This is a genomic window from Actinoalloteichus spitiensis RMV-1378, assembly GCF_000239155.1.
Classification (GTDB): domain Bacteria; phylum Actinomycetota; class Actinomycetes; order Mycobacteriales; family Pseudonocardiaceae; genus Actinoalloteichus_B; species Actinoalloteichus_B spitiensis.
On record NZ_AGVX02000352.1, the window covers coordinates 1 to 3,318 of the forward strand.

The 3,318-nt window shown below is 73.1% G+C and carries 2 protein-coding genes; both read right to left on the minus strand.

Annotated features, from left to right (window positions below; all coding sequences use genetic code 11):
- The coding region (locus tag ACTIDRAF_RS0215840) for a condensation domain-containing protein (RefSeq protein ID WP_026066159.1) at positions 1-574 on the minus strand (574 nt) is incomplete at its 3' end.
- Positions 575-651: 77 nt separating this feature from the next.
- Positions 652-3,318 (minus strand): condensation domain-containing protein (locus ACTIDRAF_RS32015; RefSeq protein ID WP_016699706.1); only part of this gene is annotated, 2,667 nt, incomplete at its 5' end.

Sequence of the window (3,318 nt, forward strand, 5' to 3'; positions counted from 1 at the left end):
AACGGGCGGACTGGCGGTACGCGGTGTCATCGGCGAGGACGGTGTCGAGCGGGTCGAACACGTCGTGGGGCGGGTCGGTGCCCTTGACGAGGAGGGTGTAGGCCTCGGCGACGCGGCGGATCAGGTTCGCGCCCCCCACACCGTCGGTCACCAGGTGGTGGGAGGTGAGGCACCAGTAGTGGTCGTGTTCGGACAGGCGGTACAGGGCGGTGCGGAAGACCGGTGCGGTGGCGAGGTCGAACGGCTCGGCGAGCAGCTCCCGCATCCGCTGCCGCGCCGCGTCGACCGGTTCGGCCTCCCCTGTGAGGTCGACGACCGTGAGCCGGGGGTGCACGTCGGGTTCCACCACCTGCTCACGCCGGTCGTCGCTGATGACGAACCGGACGCGCAGGGGTTCCGAGCCGGCGAAGACGGCGGCGATGGCGCGGTGGAGGAGGTCGGGGTCGACGGAGCCGCGGACGTGTACGTACTGGCCGACCACGTAGCGCTGTCCGGTCGGGTCGAGCTCCTGCCCGAACCAGACTCCGGTCTGGGCCGAGGACAGCGGTCGTCGGCGGTTTCCCCCACGAGGCATGCTCACTCCAGTGCCGTTGGTCGGTGTGGTGGCGGGTGGCCCGGCGGGCGGTGGCGGCTCGGGTTCCGCTGAGGCGGTCAGCGGGAGCCGGGCCGGGTGCGGTGGTCGGGCAGCGGGTGGTCCCGCAGGGGCTGGCCTGGTTCTCGTACCAGTGCGGGCAGCAGGTCCGCGAGGTCGTCGGCCAGGGCCTTGGCTCGGTCGTGGCCGGTGGAACCGCCGCACCGTTCGACCAGCAGGACCAGTTCACCGCCGGTGGTCACCCCGCTGGAGAGGGTGAGCCCGTCCAGCCCGACCCGTGGTGGTGGTCCGTCCCGGTGGAGCCGCTGGTGGCGGAGGTCGAACAGGTCGGGGAGGGAGTTCACGGCGAGGTCGAGGCGATCGGCGAGCAGGTCGGCGCGGACCGTGCCACCGGTGACTCCCTCGACGGCGACCGTGGTGCGCCCGACGAGTTCCCGGAAGGTGTGGTCGTCGTGCACCCGCAGCCGGACCGGGGCGGGGGCACTGGTGTCGGCGCCGGCGACGCCGACGAGGACGTCCCGCTGGTCGTGCCGCCGGGCCAGGGCGACCTGGCTGGCCGCCAGCACGGTGAGGAAGAGGTCCTCGTCGTCGGGGTGGAGGTCGCGGGCTCGCCGCACGACGTCGGCGGGCACCCGGCGTTCGTGCCGTTCGACGACCGGGACCGGGTCGGCCGGGGGCCGGGTTCCCGGGGTGCGGGACAGGCGCCTTTGGATGTTCGCGGACCGGTCGCGCAACACCCGGGTCCAGGCGTCGAGGGCGGCTGTCGCGGGCTGCCCCGCGTTCGGGGTGCGCCCTCCGGGTGAGCCGGCCGGGAGGAGCTTGGAGAGCGTTCCGAAGGGGTCGTGCGCGTCGACGGCGGCGGCGAGCCCGGCGAGCAGCTGCTGGTAGGCGACGGCCCAGCCGGCGATGGTGCCGCCGTCGAACAGTTCGGTGCTGTACTCGAGGCAACCCGAGATGGTGTCCTCGCCCTCCCGGTCGCTGGTCACCAGGGTCAGGTCGAACTTCGAGGTCCCCGGCGGCAGACCACCGAAGAGGTTCTCCACGGTCCGTTCGTCGAAGAACTCGACGGGGGAGTCTCCGATGGGCTGGATGGCGGGTTGTTCCTGGTGGATGAAGAACACGTCGAACAGCGGGTTCCGGCTCAGGTCACGGGCGCCGCCGAGGTCGTTGACCACCCGGTCGAAGGGGATCTCCTGGTGTTCGAGTGCGCCGAGGACGATGTCCCGGACGCGGGTGAGCAGCTCCGGGAGCGCCGGGCCGTCGCTGAGGTCCGCGCGGAGCGCGACGGTGCCGTTGAAGAACCCGACCAGCCCCCACAGTTCGGGTCGGCCGCGGCCGGCGGTGGGTGTGCCCACGGTGATGTCCCGCTGGCGGGACAGCCGGGCGAGGAGCAGGTACCAGGCGGCGAGCAGCACCACGAAGAGGGTCACCGACTCCCGGCGGGCCAGCGCGCGGAGGCGCTGGGCGACGTCGGGGGGCACGGTGAAGGGGCTGATCGCGCCGGAGTAGTCGCGGCTGGCCGGACGTGGGTGGTCGAGTGGCAGGTCGAGGCGCGGGGCGCCGCGCAGGGTGGCGCGCCAGTAGTCGAGTTCGTGGTCGAGGAGACCGTCCGCGTCCAGCTTCCGTTGCCAGCGCGCGTAGTCGCGGTACTGCACGGGCAGCGGCGGGAAGCGGTGTTCACGGCCGGCACGGCGGGCCCGGTAGAAGTCGTTGACCTCCGCCCGGAAGATCCCCGGTGAGGCGCCGTCGTTGACGGCGTGGTGCATGGTCGTCTGCACGACGTGGTCCTCCTCGCCCAGGCGGACGATGAGCACTCGCACCAACGGGTCCTTGGCGAGGTCGAAGACGTGGTCGGCGGCGGCCCGCACCACGGGGCGGGCGGCCGCGACGGGGTCGGCCGTGCCTGAGACGTCCACGACGTGGAGGAAGTCACCGAGCATGGGGCGGAGGACCAGCACTGGTCCGTCGGCGGACTCCACGAAGTTCGACCGGAGGACCTCGTGCCGTTGGGCGAGGTCCTCCCACGTCTGGCGGAGGGCGTCGATGTCCAGCTCACCCCGGACCCGCCCGGTGGTGGGCAGGTTGTAGAGGGTGGTGTTCGGGTCCAACTGGTGGTGGAACCACATCCGTTCCTGGCCGAAGGACAGGACGAGTTCGTCGCCGGGCTCGACCGGCGGCAACCGGGGCAGGCCCCGGCGATCGGTTCCCCCGGCTGGCGTGGCAGCGGCAGGTGGAGGTGGTGGGGCCGGGTCGTGCCGGCAGTGGTGCGGTCCCGGGTCCGGGGTGGGGAGGGCCTCGTCGAGGTAGCGGGCGAAGTCCCCCACCCGAGGGTGCTGGTAGATCTCGACGAGCTTGGGGCGGACGCCGTACCGCTCCGCGACGAGGTCGACCAGTTGGACCGCGATGATCGAGTTGCCGCCGAGCGCGAAGTAGTCGTCCTCGGCGGAGACACCGTCGGCGTGGAGCAGCGCGGTGAGTGTGCCGCGCAGCCAGTCGAGGGTGGTCGTGCGGGCGGGGCGGTGGTGGCTGGCGGTGTCACCGCCGGGCTGGGCGGCGGCGTGGTCCGGCGAGGTGGGGTCGGCGGGCGCGCTGGGTTGGCGGGGCGGCGGTCCTGGGGTGGCGGTGCCGGCGAGCCCGTGTCCGGCACGGGCCCGGGTGGTGCCGGGGCCGGCGATGAGCTCCCCGGGGGCGAGTACCCAGCACCGGGGCCCGCTGAGGGGGTGGGT